Below are 16106 nucleotides of genomic sequence, written 5' to 3'. Positions count from 1 at the left end.
ATAAGTTTAGAAAAGAAATAAGTTTAGAAAAGAAATAAATTAAGCCTGTTAAAATAAAAATAAGTTTAAAAGAGAAAAATTCATGTCAGAGAACAATAAAGAACAAAAGGCGGTTCAAAAAATACTGCCTGATGAATGTATCATTTTTATTGGCATGGCCGCCTCAGGGAAAAGCACTATCGGACGAGAGTTTGCCAATCTTTTGGGTTGGCCTCATGTGGATACCGATTATATTATAGAATCGGTCTATGCCGCCCCCCTACAAGCTATCGCCGACAGTGTTGATAAAGAGAGCTTTTTGGATATTGAAGCGGGGGTTTTATCAAGGCTTAATCTTAAAAAGGTTGTTATTTCAACGGGTGGAAGTGCCGTTTATCGTGAATATGCTATGGAACACTTAAAAACAATAGGTAAAATTATTCATATTGATGTACCGCTTCCGATTATTTTAGAGCGTATAGCGAGAAAGCCTGAGCGAGGTTTAGCGATTAACCCGGGGCAAACGATTGAAGATTTATATAACGAACGCAGGGCGTTATATGAAAAACATAGTCATTATACCGTTCAAGGCGGTGAAGATTCGGCTTTGAATTATGCTCAAAAAATTGTTGATTTGTTGCAGATAAAATCATGACTCAATTTAAAAACAACAATGCTGATTTGTTTGAACAATTAAGTTCAGTTCAGGCAAAAAAACAGGGTAACAGCTTGAAACAAAATAATAAAGTTAAGGGAGCGTCAAAAGAAAAAATAGGTTTGTTCCAACGCTTGGCTTTACTTTATGACAATATGCAAACAGCTTATAACCTTGTAGCAAAAGAAGCGGGCTTAGATTGCCGTGGTTGTAAAGATAATTGTTGTTACAGCTATTTTCGGCATCATACTTTTGTTGAGTGGGCTTATTTGTGGCGTGGTTTACAAGCTTTACCAAAAGATGTTTACCAAAAAATTTATGAACGTGCCAAAAAATATGTAATTGAAACTCACTTAGCCGAAAGCAACAATACCATTCCACGCTTGGCTTGTCCGCTTTTGGACGAAACAAGCGGGCGTTGTGAGTTATATGAATATCGTTTGATGATTTGTCGCTTACACGGCACAAAAAATATTATGCACCTTGAAAATAGTCAAAAATCTGAAAGCGAGATTTTAACCGAGAGCTCGTCGAAAATTCAAACTTTTCCGGGTTGTGTGCGTTATGTTGAACTTATGCATAATTTTGAAAACCCGCCAAGCTTGGATAGAACAGAATTTTATCAGGAACTGGCAAAGCTGGAGTTTGAGTTTCGAGTGAAAAAAAATATGTTAAATAGTCGTATTGATTTAACTATTGCGGAAATGATCGTTAGCGGAATTCCTAAAAATAAATAGAAAATTTAGTGTGTTAATAAGCTTGAGCTTTGTTAGAGAGCTTGTTTGTTGTAAAATTTAAAATAAATACTTTACTTTTATTGCAAAATACGCTAATAATAATTATTACTATGTAAAAATGACGAAATTATGAATCTCTCTTTTTTATAATATAACATTTAACTTTAATATAAGGAGTTTGTTATGGAACGTTCAGGTCTTATTACTTTTCAAGGAAATCCCCTTACTCTCGTTGGAAACAGCGTTAAACTCGGCGAAAAAGCCCCTGATTTTACTGTGCTTGCTAACGATCTTAGCCCTCGCACTTTAGATAGCTATAAAGGTAAGGTTTTAATTATTAGTTCTGTACCGTCTTTGGATACATCTGTTTGTGATACCGCCACACGTCAGTTTAATAAAGATGCCGCTTGTTTAAGCGATGATATTAAAATTCTTACGATTAGTGTTGATTTACCTTTTGCCCAAGCTCGTTGGTGTGGTGCGGCGGGAATAGATAAGGTTGTTACTCTTTCTGACCACAAAGATTTATCTTTTGGAACAAATTATGGTATGGCTATTAAAGAATTACGCTTGCTTGCACGTGGCGTCTTTGTTGTTGATCGCAATCAAAAGCTTGTTTATACCGAACTTGTTAACGAAGTAACCGATCAGGTTAACTTTAATGCCGCTCTTGAGGCTGCTAAAAAAGCTTTAGCTTAACTCGTCTTTGAATAAGAAAAAAAGCTCTATTGTATATAAATATTTTTTTATACAATAGGGCTTTTGTCATTTTGATTTGTATCTTGATAAAGACCATTGCAAAACTCCGTTTTGCGTGCTTTTATCATCGTTCTATGCTCTGTATGAACATGGCATAAAATGTCTTAAGTGACCAAAACAACTCATTTTACAGGAAAATTAAAATTTCCTTATTCGTAGTTTTTGGAGTGTCTTTCTAACAAAAGCCACTTAGAGGCTATTGTGTAATAGTCTCAATTAAGTATATTTCGGTTCTTCTTCTCGAATAATTTGTATAGCTTTGTTGCCTTTTACCGTTCCGGAGATTGCCTGATATTTTAAGACATTGGCAACAGTAACGTCAAAAAGAGAATCTGTGTCTGTGTCCAATAAAATGACATCGCCAACTTTAAGACGCATAAGTTGATTTCCGGTAATTTGGGTTTTTCCAAAATTTACTTTAAGCTCAACGCTTGTTTCCATAATACGTTCTCTTAAGCGAGAAACCCAAGTATGGTCAACTTCTAAGCGTTCGGTTTGGAAGCTGGCGTGGAGTTTTGAACGAATAGGTTCTATTGTTGCGTAAGGAAGGCAGATAATCAGAGAGCCGATAGCTGTTTCAAGTTCGACCTCAAAGGTAATAACAACAACAACATCACTCGGTGGAACAATCGCCGCAAACTGTGGGTTAATCTCAGAACGTACAAGTTCAAGATTGACATCATGCACAGGGCGCCAAGATTCTTCCATATTGTCCAAAGCGATTTTAACGACTTTATCAACTATGGCTTGTTCTATACGGGTAAATTCTCGTCCTTCTATTTTAGGTTGACTACCTTGACCGCCAAAAAAGTTTTCAACAAGGGCAAAGACGAGTCTGGCATCAACAACTATAATTGCGTTTCCACGAAGCGGTTCCATTTTAAAGATGTTAATACTGGTCGGAACAGGAAGGGAGCGCATAAATTCGCCAAATTTTGTCATATCGATAGAGATCGGGTTTAACTCGACTCTTTTTCTAACCGAGTTTGATAGGGCAGTAGTACAAAGGCGAGCGAAACGATCGTTGACAATTTCAAGAACGGGCATGCGTCCGCGGATTATTCGGTCTTGGTTGGCAAGGTCAAAAGAGACATAGCCCATATCGTCTGCCATTGCGGGATCGCCGTTTGTCTCGACCTCACCGCCGGAAAGCCCCCTTAAAAGAGCGTCTACTTCATCTTGTGCCAAAATCTTATTCATTGTTGCTTCCTGTGATTCATATAAGTCATATATTTAAGGGCATTATTTTCTTATAATATACTTTATCAGAATGCCATTATTTTGTCGCTTTTTTTATGCTTTTGTGTTTGATGCAATAAACAGACCAACTATCAAGAGCTTTGTTGTCGTTTTAGTAAAAATAAAGATAAAAGTAAATATTTTAATTGCTCTCATTCAAAAAAAATAAAAACTTGGCAAAATTTTAATAATAGTGTATACTTTTTATTTAAACCTGTTGCTGAAAAATTGCAATTCTAAGTGTTTTTAGTTTGTGTAAAAAAAGCTTGACAAAAGTCTTGGCTTTAGTTTATTTGTAATCCCCATTTTACTTATTATTATAAGTCGACAGGAATAATGTTTTATTGTTATGTCGGCTTTATAAATGGCTTTTGTACAAAGTATCTACTTAAAAATTAAGGAGTTTTATTATTCCTTTAGGTTTTTTTGTTTGTGCAAATTAATAATTCCTTAATCAACTCTTAATTCCTTAGGGTCATGGTTGAAAGGTTTATATTTATCTTAATAACATATATTTTGTGTTGTATATGTATAAATATTAACTGTTTAAGCGTTTTAGCTTAAATATTCGCCAAGTTCTCTCTAAGAGGTAGTAAAAAATGCCTACAATTAATCAGCTTATTCGTATTGAGCGCAAGAAAATTGAAAAGCGTAAGAAAACCCCTGCTCTTCAAGCTTGTCCTCAGCGTCGTGGAGTATGTACCCGTGTATATACAACTACTCCAAAAAAGCCTAACTCCGCTTTGCGTAAGGTTGCTCGTGTGCGCCTTAGTAACGGACTTGAAGTAACCGCTTATATTCCGGGCGAAGGTCATAACTTACAAGAACACTCCGTGGTTATTATCCGCGGTGGTCGTGTAAAAGACTTACCGGGTGTACGTTACCACATAGTACGCGGAACTTTAGATGCTTCTGGTGTTGCTGACCGTCGTAAGAGCCGTTCAAAATACGGTGCTAAACGTCCTAAGTCTTAATGCCTAAGTTTTGCCTAAGTTTTGTATGTTACGTTTTTCTTTTGCCTTAATTTCAAGGTAAAAGAAAGGTAGGTTATTGTTGTAACCTACCTTTTTGCGGTTAGTGTCTGGTTTATCTTAGATTAAAAATACTAAGTTTTAAACGGGCTCTATAAAATACAAATTTTTGAATGTATGTGTTCTTTAAGTTTTAGCTAAAAACTATTTTGTTCACATAAATTTATAACCCTAATAACTCACTCGGAGACCCTATTATGCCTCGTAAAGGATCTGTTCCCCGGCGGGAGGTGCTGCCTGATCCGGTCTATAACAGCCGTTTGGTAGCACGCTTTATTAACCGCCTTATGTATAATGGTAAGAAAGGTGTGGCTGAAAAAATTATGTACAGCGCACTCAAACAACTTGCTGAAAAAACAAATGAAGATGCAATCAAAGCTTTTGAAAAGGCTATGGATAACGTTAAGCCTCATTTAGAAGTAAAAGCACGTCGTGTTGGTGGTGCTACTTATCAAGTTCCTATGGAAGTTCGCCCTGATCGTCAGGGTGCTTTGTCTATTCGTTGGCTTATTAATTACGCTAGAGCCAGAGGCGAAAAAGGCATGATGAATAAATTGTCTGCTGAACTTTTGGATGCATTTAATAGTCGTGGCGGTGCTGTAAAAAAACGCGAAGACACTCATCGTATGGCTGAAGCTAACAAGGCTTTTGCTCATTACCGCTGGTAACAGGAGGAAAAACCGTGTCTAGAGAAATTCCTGTTTCCAAAATGCGTAACTTCGGTATTATGGCTCACATTGATGCCGGAAAAACTACGACAACTGAACGAATTTTATTTTTTACCGGTGTTTCACACAAAATTGGTGAAACACATGATGGCGAATCCACAATGGACTGGATGGAGCAAGAAAAAGAGCGTGGAATTACCATCACCTCTGCTGCAACCACCTGTTTTTGGAGAGAACATCAGCTAAATATTATTGATACACCGGGCCACGTTGACTTTACTATGGAAGTTGAACGTTCCCTTCGTGTTCTTGATGGTGCGATTGCTGTTTTTGATGCCGTTGCCGGTGTTGAACCTCAATCTGAAACCGTATGGCGTCAGGCTAACCGTTATAAAGTTCCTCGTATCTGTTTTATCAATAAAATGGACCGTATGGGTGCTAACTTTGAGCGTTGCGTTGATATGATTCGTGATCGCTTAAAGGCTACTCCCGTTGCTCTTCAAATTCCTATTGGTGCAGAAGATAAATTAGAAGGCGTTATCGACCTTATTAACAGTAAGGCGTTGGTTTTTGATAAAGCCAGCCACGGTAGCGAAATTGCCGTTACTGAAGTGCCTGATAACTTAAAAGACGAATACGAAATCAAGCGTGCTGAAATGATTGATGCTGTCGCTGAATATGACGAAGCAGTCATGGAAAAATATCTTTCTGGCGAAGAACTTAGTGTAGAAGAGATTGAACTTTGTATTCGTAAAGCAACTATAGCTCAAGATATAGTGCCAGTAATGTGTGGTTCTGCATTCCGTAACATGGGTGTTCAACCTTTACTTGATGCTGTTGTAAACTATTTGCCATCACCTCTTGAGATTGACCAAATGGTTGGTATTCATGTTGATACAAAAGCAGAAGTAATTTGTGAGAGTGATGACAAAGCCCCTATGGCTGGTCTGATCTTTAAATTATTTTCTGATCCATATATCGGACACTTGTCTTTTGTAAGAATTTATTCTGGCTTCTTAGAATCCGGAATGACTGTTCTTAACTCTGCTAGTGGCAAAAAAGAACGTGTTGGTCGTATTTTAAAGATGCACGCCAATAAAAGAGAAGAAATTAAGTGGGCTGGAGCTGGCGATATCGTAGCTATCGTTGGTTTAAAAATAGCTGGAACTGGTGATACTCTTTGTGATATAGATACTCCTATTGCTCTTGAATCTCTTGATGTTCCTGAGCCAGTTATTGAAGTAGCTATTGAGCCAAAAACTAAAGCGGACAGAGATGCTCTTTCTGCTGCTTTAAATAAGCTTGCTAAAGAAGACCCTTCTTTCCGTGTAAAAGGCGACGAAGAAACAGGTCAGACCCTTATCGCCGGTATGGGTGAATTACACTTAGAAATTATTGTTGACCGTTTAACTCGTGAGTTTAGCGTTAATGCTAACGTTGGTAAACCACAAGTTGCTTATCGTGAAACTATTTCTAAACCTGCCAAAGAAGATTGCAAGTATGCAAAACAATCTGGTGGTCGTGGTCAATATGGTCACGTTGTAATCGAAATCGAACCTAACCACGAAAAAGGTTATGAGTTTGTTAACTCTATTGTTGGTGGTGTTATTCCTAAAGAATACATTCCTGCGGTTGATAAAGGTATCAAAGACGCCCTTAAGAGCGGTGTTTTAGCAGGATTCCCAACTGTTGACATTAAAGTTAACTTGATTTTTGGTTCTTATCACGATGTTGACTCCTCTGAACAAGCGTTTTATATCGCTGGTTCTATGGCTGTTAAAGATGCGATCAGAAAAGCCGGTCCTATGATTCTTGAACCTATCATGGACGTTGAAGTTGTTACCCCAGAAGATTACGTTGGTGATGTTATGGGTGATTTAACTCGTCGTCGTGGTCGTGTTCAAAGTTCTGAAGTGCGTATTGGCTCTCAAGCTATTCGTGCTCAAGTTCCTCTTTCTGAAATGTTTGGTTATGCGACTGACTTGCGTTCACGCACTCAAGGTCGTGCTAACTTTACTATGCAGTTCCATCACTATGAAAAGGTTCCAAATAACATTTCTGAAGAAATTGCAAAGAAAAAAGCTTAAGCTTATTTTATTAAGTTTTAGCATTAAAAAAATCAAAAGCCTGAGTTTATCGCTCAGGCTTTTTTTGTTTGTATTTTTTTACGAAATTCATTTATATAAAAAGAAACCAAATACATAATGAGTAGGGATAGATGTTAAAACACTTAATAATATTTATACTAGTTTTATTTTTTCCTATGGCGGTGCGTGCCGAGTGGCAAAACGCCGTGCAAAACCCACAAATGCAAATTGTTCCACAAGATGCTTTTAAAATATTAGACGCTAACATTTCTATTTCTAATGATAAGTTGAGTGTAGCATATACAATGCAATCGTGGCTGAATGGTGATGTGTTGGTGCAATTTGACTTATTGCCTTACGCCTGGTTTGGAGATGTCGTAATATATCTTGATAGAAGTTTTTCTGAGTTAGATGTAAGCCTAAACGAAAAAAAGATTGAATATAACAAGCGATATAATGCACTTATTGGAAATAAAGATATTACAGATGACTTAGAAAAAAGTGGTATATCCCCAACTATTCTCAACGATTATTCAAAATGGATTCAAGATAGTGCTGACAATAGAAAGCAGTACGCTGATATGCTTGCTAAGAATTATATGATTAATGTGCCTGATCATCAATATATACCAAGGTGGTGGGTACACCCTTATTACTGGTTTTCGTTTTCTGGAAAGAGTGATGTTCCCTTTAAATTAGAATATCAACACACCATACTTTGGGGAGCAGATTCTTTCAAAGTGTCTGAGATGAAAAAAAATGAAAAATCAATTTTTGCCTCATTGTTGCAAATAAAGCCAGATGAATTTCAAAAGATTTTTTCAAAGCTTGGGCTGAAAGATGATGCATATTGCAAGCTAACCCAAACTCGTATCCCATGGGTAAATATTGCAAAATTATACCCGATAAAAAATATTTCCATTCAGCTTGTGAATGATTCTAAAAAACCACAAATAATTTTTTTGCGTATAAGCGACAAGTATATTTATTCTACGGAAAAAACCTTGTCTATAAATTTGACTGATATTGCACCCCAAGAAGATTTATGGGTAGTAATTTTTTCGCAATAAGTTTGTAAACAGAAAATTTAATCTTTACTTTTTTATTACCAAATTATTTTTCCTTCTAGTTCTTTGCGTAAAATCCAGCCGTTAGCAATGCTTTGAGTTACGCCAAGGTGGAGCCATTCGCCTTCTGCGTTTGTTTGGCTTTCGTCTATGTAAAAGTGATCCATCTGACAGGAAAATTCGGGTTGTGCTAGAGACGAAAGAACATTTTTTATTGTAACTGTAATTGGTTCTGAGTTAAGAAGGATATTTGAACAAGGAATCCAGCCACTTTGTTTTATGTTTTGTGTTGATTTTTGGTTTTTGTCTATATTATTTTTTTTGTTTGGCTCATTTGCTTGAGCTATGGGAAAAGATACTTTGCACCACATGCCTGATATGAGAGTATTATTTGTTTCGTTTTGCTCTTCGTCTTTTTCTTCAATCCAAGCGACATCTTCAAGCTGTACCCAAGTATTTGCCGGTATTGTACCGAGTTTTCCACCAAGGCTAAAAGGCACGTTGAGCAGGTCTTCATACTCTTTTACCCCATCGGGATAGACAGATATATCACCATTACGCAAGGCTATGCATTCTGGGTTGTTCCAGAGTGTGGCGTTGTTTTGTCCAAAATAATTAGTATTGCGTAAAAGCAACATGGGAGGAGCTTTTTCGTCTCCGGGAGTTGTAGCAGAGCGTTTGATAGCCTTGCCTTCTGTGTTTACTGTGTAGTCAACCGCAAGGGTCATGGTGTTGTCTTTTCCGCTTACCGCTCTACCTGCCGAAGAGAGAAAATATTTTCCGTCTTTAAATGTAAATTCACGATGGGTAAATGAATTAATTCCACCAGAGCCAAGGCGGATAACTCTTTTTTCTTTGTCAAAACTTAGACCGTCAAAAATCATATTCTGCTTGCTTATAAAAAAATCAAAATAATTAACTTCTTCTAAATATGGGGCAAAGAGGCGTTTAAGAGGAGCATCGCTTCCATTAGCATCAACAAGCCCATAAAACTCGCCGGCAGTACCAAAGCCAAGCATTAAGAAAAATTCAGGTTCACCGTCAAAATCTATGTCTGCCACAATTACCCGAGAAACCGACTCTCTGTTATTAAAAGTTGCCGGCCCTAGGCGTTTTGCTACCCCGTTGCGTACAATATAGATAGATTTTCCCCGCTTTGCCACGAAGATTTCACCTTTTGGGTCAAACCTTGGTGGCAGAGGGCAAAATGACATGCTAGGATCTAGTGCATATTCCCAAGTGTCGGCAGTCCAGCCGCCTTCTTCATCTTCGCAGTTCCATTTAGGGTCAGTCTCTAGCGTAAAATTGAGGCTTTCATAACCCAAGGCACTCGCCAAGCGTGAATATAGCCCTGGGTGTTTTTTTTGTTTTTCCGGCTCGCCGTTATAATATTCCAAAATAACGGCCTCAGAAAGTGCATCATAATCAATAAGCTCATCAACAACAGCATAAAAAACATCTTTATTAGCGACAACAGAAGAGTCGAGTGGGGTAGAGTTGATCAAAGAAAAAAGAGACAAAAAAATGAAAAAGCTTTGCATCTATAACCTGCGATTTTTTTTATTGTTTACTAAGACTTGTTGTAAAATATAGGCTGAAAAATAAAAAGTAATTGGGTACTTTGCGAAAACCGTTTAAAATCAGTCAACGTTTTCTTATTTTATGCCACAGCCAAGGCACTAAGACGAACCACTGAATATATCCGACAATAAAAAGAGCTAACCAAAAGCTCGATAAACCCACATAATTTGAATCAGTAAGGAACTGTATTCCGGTTTGTTCTTCAATCAAAATCAAACCAACCAATAGTCCTGCTACAAGAAAATTGCTTGGAAAAGTCAAAACGCCCATACCATACCAAAGGAAAATGAAAATATCGTTTGGTGTGTTTGGCGAGGCGTAAAAAAGAGTAACAGCAAGCACGATAAGAGAACAAAGAATCCAAATAACTTTCAAACTTTTGGCGAATAACTTCATTGATTTTGCTCCGTTTGACATTTTTTGCTTCATTTTACAAGGCTGTTATCAAGCTTTTATTACAGAAGCAAGGGGTATTCTTGAATTTTTATTGTTTGATTTTATCGGCACATCAAGATAGTTCTTAGATTATTGTAAGAGGTTAATCATGACACAATATCTACGCCTTATATTTTACTTTTTTATTATGATACTTTTTTCTTTGTCTTCTGCTTGTTCTGTTAAAAAAACTTTGTCTGAATCTGATAGGTTGAAATATAGTCAACATGAATTGGCTCTTAATGAAGTCTTGCAAAATGGCGACTGGCTTGTTGTAAGAGGAACTCATTTAAGCGATAATCTTGTGGCAAGTCTTACTGATATGCCTTTGTCTCATGCCGGAATTTATGATGCAGACAAGAAAGAAGTGATAGAGTCAACGGGGGTTGATGGCGTTAAGGCTGTTTCTTTAGAAAGTTTTATCAATAAAAGCACCAGAGTTATGGTTATTCGTCCAATGTTTGCGAGCGACCCGCAAAAAGCCCGAAAAGCCGTTGAAAAAGCTCAAAGTCTAATAGGAAAAAGTTATGATTTTAGTGGGTTAGCTGGTTTAGGTAGTTCTGAACGCTATTATTGTACCGAGCTTGTAATAAAGGTTTATCAGCCCTTTGAAATAAAAATGCAAAATCCGATTCCTCCTATTATAAAACCCGGACAAATGTATCATTGGGGACGTATTGTCTTTGATTCAGGTGCGTTGTAATTTTTTGCCTTAAAAACTGTGGCTTAAATATTATAAAAAAATCCGTATCCTGAAAACAAGATACGGATAATATTTTACGTTTAATGAATTTACGCTGTTTTGCCGGTTTTTTTAATCATTATATCCAAAATTACCTTATTATTGTACCGAGCTTGTAATAAAGGCTTATCAGCCCTTTGAAATAAAAATGCAAAACCCGATTCCTCCTATTATAAAACCCGGACAAATGTATCATTGGGGACGTATTGTCTTTGATTCAGGTGCGTTGTAATTTTTTGTCTTAAAAACTGTGGCTTAAATATTATAAAAAAATCCGTATCCTGAAAACAAGATACGGATAATAATTTACGTTTAATGAATTTACGCTGTTTTGCCGGTTTTTTTAATCATTATATCCAAAATTACCTTATCGGTTTCTGCCATACCTTCTTTGGTTAAACGTCCAAGGTTGCGGATAGATTCTTCCACATCGTCATTAACAATGCCTTCTTTACCGGTAACACCAAGCCCCGACATGGCAAGCATGGCAGCATAAATGGCGGCACCAACCGAAGAATTTGCTTTTAACGCACAGCTATTTTTGGCACCATCACAAATAATGCCTGTAACGTTTCCGATCATGCTGTTTACGGCACGAGCCATTTCTTGTTCTTTTCCGCCCATAAGTAAAACAATTCCGCAACAAGCACCAATGGCGGCAACAGTCGTTCCGCAAAGGGCAGAAAGACGCCCGATAAATTGTTTAACGTGTATGGCGGCAAGATTGCCCATAACCAAGGCTCTGGCGAGTTGTTCTCGATCGGCTTTTAAACGCTCGGCGAAAGCAACTATTGGCAAGGTACAAGTTAAACCCTGATCTCCACTGCCCGAATTACTCATAACAGGTAACATAGCCCCGTCCATGCGTGCATCAATCGCACCGGCAGTAAGCATTAAAGCATAATTGCAAGTATCGTCTGCTAAAAGTCCTTTACTGATATTTGTTTGTAAAGTTCTGCCGAGTTGCAGACCATAGGGTTTGCTTAACCCTTCTTTAGCAATCGCCATATTCAGGCGTTCTCCTTCAAGGATAAACTCAATATCTTTAAAAGGAACTGCTGTTGCAAAGGCGTAAATACTTTTAAGATTTAAAAAAGACTTATCTTGGGCGGAAGCTGTTGTACTCACTTCAGGTTTTTCCCAGACGACTTTATCGTCTTTAAGTACCTTTACCAAATTAGTATGAGAACCTTGAATAATCGCTGTTGCCGTGTGGTTTTTGCTTTTTACGCTAACTGCCACAAAAAGAGGGTCTTTATATTGACTGAGTTCTACTCTTATTTTTCCGTCTGTGAGCATTTTTTTTGCTTCTTCTACTTGAGACGGTGTAATATCTCTTAAGGCTTCAAGTCCAAGGTCGGGGTTACCGCCTATTGCACCAATGGCGGCGGCAATATCAAGACCTGTCATGCCTGTTCCGGGAACTCCGACGCTCATTCCGTTTTTAAGTACGTTTCCACTAAGCTCGACTTTAACTGATTCCGGCGTTCCACCTGCTTCTTTTGCGGCTCTGGCTGCGGCAAGGGCAACGGTAATTGGTTCGGTACAACCAAGGGCAGGTACGACTTCTTTTTGCAACAAGTTAAGCATTTGTTGCATGGTTTCGGCGTTCATATATATTTCTCCGATTAATTGTTGGTTAAATAATAATTGTTAAATGTTTTTAGATAGATATATGGTATTTCCATGGGGAAAATTTAAGTTTAGCAGGCGTGTTTAAAGTCTTTGCTCCACTTTCGCAGAGCAAAAAGGCTAAAATACTTTATTCTATATTTAAAATATAATGCTTTTTGTCGCTTTGTCCAAACTTAAGACTTAAAGCCAAGACCTCATCAGCCTGATGTGCCACAGTGCAACAAGTTAAGCATTTGTTGCATGTTTTTGGCATTCATATATATTTCTCCGATTAATTGTTGGTTAAATAATAATTGTTAAATGTTTTTAGATAGATATATAATATTTCTATAAGTAAAATTTAAGTTTAGCAGGCGTATTTAAAGTCTTTGCACCGCTGGTAAGCAGAGCAAAAACAATAAAAAAGTTTTATTTTATTTTTAACTTAATGCTTCATTATCAGTTTTTCCAAGCTTAAGACTTAAAGCCAAGACCTCATCAGCCTGATGTGCCACAGTGCAACAAGTTAAGCATTTGTTGCATGGTTTCGGCGTTCATATATATTTCTCCGATTAATTGTTGGTAAAATAATGGTTTTCAAGGTACCCTTTATCTTTTCAGCAAGAGCGATAAGATTTTGCGGGCGTGTTTAAAGTCTTTGCTCCACAGATAAGCAGAGCAAAAACAATAAAAAAGTTTTATTTTATTTTTAACTTAATGCTTCATTATCAGTTTTTCCAAGTTTAAGACTTAAAGCCAAGACCTCATCAACTTGATGTCCCGCTGTGCCGATATATTTTTTATAATCACAAAGTTCATCAAGTTCTTTGGGAGTAAAGCATGGACCCAATACAGGCGAGCTTAAGACCGCCTCTTTGTAGCTAATACCTTTTTCTCTTGAAACTGCGGCGGCTTCCATTGCGGCTTTGTGAGCCGTTTGTTTACCGATTTTTGCCCCTGCTTTAAGAAGAACGGCTTCGGCAAAAACCTGACCACCCAGTATATTTAAGTTGGCTTTTATATTGTCTTCGTAAACTTGTAAGCCGTCTAAAAGGCTGTTGATTGCACCTAAGGCTTTAGCCGTTAACATACTGCTTTCGGGTATTCCGTGCCAATCAAGTCGCCAAGAACGGGCATCACGTTCATGTTCGCTCATCATGCCTTGAAATCCTAATTGTGCATTGTTTATGACTATGCGACAAAGTGCCACGACAAACTCTGAAACCTCGGCATTGCGTTTATGTGGCATGGTAGAAGAACCAATATAGTTATCACCGAGAGGTTCGTGCAATTCCAATATTTCCGTACGAGAAAGTTGATAAAGCTCGTTACCCATGCGAGAAATAGTTCCACAGATAAAAGCTAAAAGAGCTTGATATTCAGCTATAATATCTCGTGAATTTGTCCAACTGGTAACAGGAACGGCAAGCCCAAGTTCTTTAGCAAATTCCTTTGCAACCTCCGTGGCTTTTTCACCAAGTCCAGCCTGAGTTCCCACACCGCCAAAACACATACAAACAAACATGCGTTTACGGGCTTCTTTCATGCGTTCGATATTGCGTCGCATTTCTGCCATGACTCCGGCAAGTTTAAGCCCGAGTGTTGTTGGTAGAGCGTGCTGATTATGCGTCCGACCCATCATTACGGTATCACGATATTTTTTTACAAGCACTGCCAGTAATTTTTCCATTTTCAGACATTCAGAAAAAATAATCTTGTAAGCTTCACGCATTTCAAGAATAAGGCCTGTATCTTCAATATCTTGAGTAGCAACGCCATAATGAATATATTCGCCGTGTTGATCGGCACAATTTTTTTGCATTGCTCTAATTAACGGAACAAGGGTGTGTCCTGTTTGATTAAGTTCAGCGGCGAGGGCTTCTAAATCTATTTTTGAAATATCAGCGGCTTCGCTGATAGCTTTTGCACTTTGTTCGGGAATAATACCGAGTTTTGCCTGAGCTTTTGCCAAGGCGGCTTCTATTTTAAGCCAACGCTCAAAGCGAGCTTCGGCGTTAAAAATAGTACGCATTTCCTCTGTACTCCAAGAATTTTGATAAAAATCCGAGTCCATAATATGTGCGGACATGATGTTCTCCTATATATGTAACGGCGTACTTATGCCGACAGTTCCTTGTCTGTTGTGGAAAGAGCCTTAGCAACATTTATAACATCTGTTACCTGGCGAACTGAAGTTCCGATATGTCTTGAATATTCCATAATGTGGTCTAGTTCGTCCGCTGTAACATGCCCTGAGATTTTCGGGTCTTGTAACAAGGCTTCTTTAAAATGTAGCCCTTCTTTTTGAGCACGCATGGCAGCACCATGCACCGCTTCATGAGCTGTTAGTTTACCAAGTTTTTCGGCAAGATAAAACATTACGGCTTCTGAAAAGAGTAGACCACGCAATTTTTCTAAATTAGCCACAATGGCGTTTTCGTTAATATCAAGCCCTGATACGATATTATTTAAGGTTTCAAGAGCTCTGGCGGTCATAACGCTTGATTCGGCAAGACTGTGCCAATCGATACGCCAAGCTCTGGTATCTCTTTCATGTTCGCTCATCATGCTTTGCATGCCTAAAGACGCGTTGTTGATGACAATGCGACAGACCGCCACGTTCATAGCACATTTTTCTGCATTACGCTTATGTGCCATTGTGGAACTTCCGACATATTCCGTTCCCAGAGGTTCGTGAAGCTCGTTTATTTCCGTGCGTGAAAGTTGATAAATTTCATTGCTGATACGGCTGACCGTTCCGCAAATTACTCCGAGTACGTTTTGATATTCGGCAAAGGAATCTCTTGAACTACCCCAACCAGTGGCGGGCATCTTGAGTTTAAGGGCGGCCGCCAAGGCTTCGACGGTTTCGTATGACTTATCGCCAAGTCCTGCCATTGTGCCTGTTCCGCCGTGTAACATAATTACGAAGAGACGCTTGCTCATATCTTTTAAGCGTTCAATATCTCTGCGTATTTCTGCTGCCCAACCCGCAAATTTAAGCCCCAAGGTAATCGGCAAACCGTGTTGGTTGTGTGTGCGTCCGACCATAGGAAAACTTGCGTATTTTTCTGCTAGAGGTAAGAGTAACTTTTCGGTTTCAATAAGCCCTTTGGCTATAATGTTGGTAGCGTCTCTAAGTTCGAGTACGGCGCTAGTATCTTGAATATCTTGAGTGGTTGGTCCGTAATGAATATATTCGCCAAGCCCCTTATCGCAAACCTTTTGCACAGCCTTTAAAAGAGGCATGAGTGAATGCCCTGTAAGAGCGAGTTGTTTTCTGATAAAGTCTTCGTCAAGTAGTTCAAGCTTGGCTTTTTTATTTATTTCCTCGGCCGCCTCACGGGGAATGATTCCCAAATCTGCTTGAACTTTGGCAAGGGTAGATTCAATATCAAGCCAACGTTGATAACGTCTGCGGCTATCGAAAACCTGACTCATTTCTTTTGAACCATAAATATGTTCATAATATGGCGAGTCAATTATATGAATAGTATTTTTACGCATAATTT

At 38.3% G+C, this 16106-nt stretch carries 15 protein-coding genes; 8 read left to right on the top strand and 7 right to left on the bottom strand.

The annotated features are described in order from the left end of the window. The first annotated feature begins 82 nt into the window (after positions 1-82). The 3 genes from thrB (at position 83) to tpx (ending at position 2070) form a co-directional block, all read left to right on the top strand. Positions 83-634: a homoserine kinase gene (thrB, locus tag BT999_RS04800; RefSeq protein ID WP_245790981.1), complete on the top strand. Its 552-nt coding sequence runs from the start codon at positions 83-85 to the stop codon at positions 632-634. Next, positions 631-1371: a YkgJ family cysteine cluster protein gene (locus tag BT999_RS04795; RefSeq protein ID WP_084650589.1), complete on the top strand. Its 741-nt coding sequence runs from the start codon at positions 631-633 to the stop codon at positions 1369-1371. Before thrB ends, BT999_RS04795 begins: the two co-directional genes overlap by 4 nt. 183 nt (positions 1372-1554) lie before the next feature. Continuing rightward, positions 1555-2070 carry a thiol peroxidase gene (gene tpx, locus BT999_RS04790; protein ID WP_072696618.1) on the top strand — a complete coding sequence of 172 codons (516 nt, stop codon included), beginning with the start codon at positions 1555-1557 and terminating at the stop codon, positions 2068-2070. Between the two features lie 276 nt (positions 2071-2346). Here tpx and fliM read toward each other — a convergent pair whose 3' ends face one another. Beyond that, on the bottom strand, positions 2347-3330 hold the full coding sequence (gene fliM, locus BT999_RS04785) for a flagellar motor switch protein FliM (protein WP_072696617.1): 984 nt from the start codon (positions 3328-3330) through the stop codon (positions 2347-2349). 638 nt (positions 3331-3968) lie between these two features. On the opposite strand from fliM, the gene rpsL reads away from it, so the two are divergent. The 4 genes from rpsL to BT999_RS04765 all read left to right on the top strand — a co-directional run bounded on the left by rpsL (position 3969) and on the right by BT999_RS04765 (position 8225). Then, on the top strand, positions 3969-4343 hold the full coding sequence (gene rpsL, locus BT999_RS04780) for a 30S ribosomal protein S12 (protein WP_072696616.1): 375 nt from the start codon (positions 3969-3971) through the stop codon (positions 4341-4343). 254 nt (positions 4344-4597) lie between these two features. Continuing rightward, complete coding sequence (rpsG, locus tag BT999_RS04775) at positions 4598-5068, top strand: 30S ribosomal protein S7 (protein ID WP_072696615.1); 471 nt, start codon at positions 4598-4600, stop codon at positions 5066-5068. Between the two features lie 14 nt (positions 5069-5082). Continuing rightward, complete coding sequence (gene fusA / locus BT999_RS04770; protein ID WP_072696614.1) at positions 5083-7155, top strand: elongation factor G; 2073 nt, start codon at positions 5083-5085, stop codon at positions 7153-7155. A gap of 131 nt (positions 7156-7286) precedes the next feature. Then, complete coding sequence (locus BT999_RS04765) at positions 7287-8225, top strand: DUF4424 family protein (protein WP_072696613.1); 939 nt, start codon at positions 7287-7289, stop codon at positions 8223-8225. A gap of 35 nt (positions 8226-8260) precedes the next feature. On the opposite strand, the gene BT999_RS04760 is transcribed toward BT999_RS04765, so the two are convergent. Both BT999_RS04760 and BT999_RS04755 read right to left on the bottom strand, forming a co-directional pair. Beyond that, positions 8261-9763, bottom strand: a complete 1503-nt coding sequence (locus BT999_RS04760) for a hypothetical protein (RefSeq protein WP_072696612.1) — start codon at positions 9761-9763, stop codon at positions 8261-8263. 103 nt (positions 9764-9866) lie between these two features. After that, positions 9867-10199, bottom strand: a complete 333-nt coding sequence (locus BT999_RS04755; RefSeq protein ID WP_072696611.1) for a hypothetical protein — start codon at positions 10197-10199, stop codon at positions 9867-9869. Positions 10200-10347: 148 nt separating this feature from the next. Between BT999_RS04755 and BT999_RS04750 the strand changes: the two genes are divergently transcribed. Then, complete coding sequence (locus BT999_RS04750; RefSeq protein ID WP_072696610.1) at positions 10348-10941, top strand: YiiX/YebB-like N1pC/P60 family cysteine hydrolase; 594 nt, start codon at positions 10348-10350, stop codon at positions 10939-10941. 360 nt (positions 10942-11301) lie between these two features. Here the strand turns inward: BT999_RS04750 and BT999_RS04745 are convergent, their stop codons facing one another. From BT999_RS04745 to BT999_RS04735, 4 genes are all read right to left on the bottom strand, one after another. Beyond that, positions 11302-12594 (bottom strand): L-cysteine desulfidase family protein, encoded by a 1293-nt coding sequence (locus BT999_RS04745; RefSeq protein ID WP_072696609.1) that lies wholly within the window; start codon positions 12592-12594, stop codon positions 11302-11304. Between the two features lie 148 nt (positions 12595-12742). Then, positions 12743-12868 carry a hypothetical protein gene (locus tag BT999_RS12700; RefSeq protein WP_281246532.1) on the bottom strand — a complete coding sequence of 42 codons (126 nt, stop codon included), beginning with the start codon at positions 12866-12868 and terminating at the stop codon, positions 12743-12745. A gap of 435 nt (positions 12869-13303) precedes the next feature. Further along, a complete protein-coding gene (locus BT999_RS04740; protein ID WP_072696608.1) occupies positions 13304-14683 on the bottom strand; it encodes a class-II fumarase/aspartase family protein in 1380 nt (459 codons plus the stop codon). Between the two features lie 29 nt (positions 14684-14712). Further along, entirely contained in the window at positions 14713-16101 is a 1389-nt protein-coding gene (locus BT999_RS04735; protein WP_072696607.1) for a class-II fumarase/aspartase family protein, read from the bottom strand. Positions 16102-16106 lie beyond the last annotated feature (5 nt).

Source organism: Desulfovibrio litoralis DSM 11393, from assembly GCF_900143255.1.
Taxonomy (GTDB): Bacteria; Desulfobacterota; Desulfovibrionia; order Desulfovibrionales; family Desulfovibrionaceae; genus Frigididesulfovibrio_A; species Frigididesulfovibrio_A litoralis.
The sequence above is the reverse complement of the archived record's forward strand: the minus strand, read 5'-3'. Positions and strand labels throughout refer to the sequence as shown.

Bases quoted from the DNA above. Each gene is read 5' to 3' on its own strand.
- BT999_RS04795 (WP_084650589.1), top strand. From the start codon at position 631: ATGACTCAATTTAAAAACAACAATGCTGATTTGTTTGAACAATTAAGT.
- thrB (WP_245790981.1), top strand. From the start codon at position 83: ATGTCAGAGAACAATAAAGAACAAAAGGCGGTTCAAAAAATACTGCCT.
- BT999_RS04740 (WP_072696608.1), bottom strand. From the start codon at position 14,683: ATGTCCGCACATATTATGGACTCGGATTTTTATCAAAATTCTTGGAGT.
- BT999_RS04750 (WP_072696610.1), top strand. From the start codon at position 10,348: ATGACACAATATCTACGCCTTATATTTTACTTTTTTATTATGATACTT.
- BT999_RS12700 (WP_281246532.1), bottom strand. From the start codon at position 12,868: ATGCCAAAAACATGCAACAAATGCTTAACTTGTTGCACTGTGGCACAT.
- rpsL (WP_072696616.1), top strand. From the start codon at position 3,969: ATGCCTACAATTAATCAGCTTATTCGTATTGAGCGCAAGAAAATTGAA.
- rpsG (WP_072696615.1), top strand. From the start codon at position 4,598: ATGCCTCGTAAAGGATCTGTTCCCCGGCGGGAGGTGCTGCCTGATCCG.
- BT999_RS04755 (WP_072696611.1), bottom strand. From the start codon at position 10,199: ATGAAGTTATTCGCCAAAAGTTTGAAAGTTATTTGGATTCTTTGTTCT.
- tpx (WP_072696618.1), top strand. From the start codon at position 1,555: ATGGAACGTTCAGGTCTTATTACTTTTCAAGGAAATCCCCTTACTCTC.
- BT999_RS04760 (WP_072696612.1), bottom strand. From the start codon at position 9,763: ATGCAAAGCTTTTTCATTTTTTTGTCTCTTTTTTCTTTGATCAACTCT.
- BT999_RS04765 (WP_072696613.1), top strand. From the start codon at position 7,287: ATGTTAAAACACTTAATAATATTTATACTAGTTTTATTTTTTCCTATG.
- BT999_RS04745 (WP_072696609.1), bottom strand. From the start codon at position 12,594: ATGAACGCCGAAACCATGCAACAAATGCTTAACTTGTTGCAAAAAGAA.
- BT999_RS04735 (WP_072696607.1), bottom strand. From the start codon at position 16,101: ATGCGTAAAAATACTATTCATATAATTGACTCGCCATATTATGAACAT.
- fliM (WP_072696617.1), bottom strand. From the start codon at position 3,330: ATGAATAAGATTTTGGCACAAGATGAAGTAGACGCTCTTTTAAGGGGG.